1 protein-coding gene is annotated in these 240 nt (G+C 42.9%); it reads right to left on the bottom strand.

Annotation, left to right across the window (positions count from 1 at the left end; translation table 11 throughout):
• Positions 1-240 (bottom strand): aminotransferase class V-fold PLP-dependent enzyme (locus ACRHOC_RS15075; protein WP_431159433.1); only part of this gene is annotated, 240 nt, incomplete at both ends.

Below are 240 nucleotides of genomic sequence, written 5' to 3'. Positions count from 1 at the left end.
CAAATTTGTGTGGTAGATCAGCGTAAGTAGTTTTGTCAAAAGACACTTCGGGAATCATCTCGCCACCTCCTTGATAAGGCGGAAGCATATTTAACCATTCTTCCTTGCCATATAACATACCAATACCTGTTGGGCGACAAATTTTGTGCGCAGAGCACACATAAAAATCAACATCTAAAGCTTGGACATGTGGTTTGATATGCGGACATGCCTGAGCACCATCAATGAGAACAGCAGCAC

It is taken from the genome of Winogradskyella poriferorum, assembly GCF_050618035.1.
Lineage (GTDB): Bacteria > Bacteroidota > Bacteroidia > Flavobacteriales > Flavobacteriaceae > Winogradskyella > Winogradskyella poriferorum_A.
Note: the sequence above shows the minus strand (reverse complement) of the source record. Positions and strands in the feature narration are given on the sequence as shown.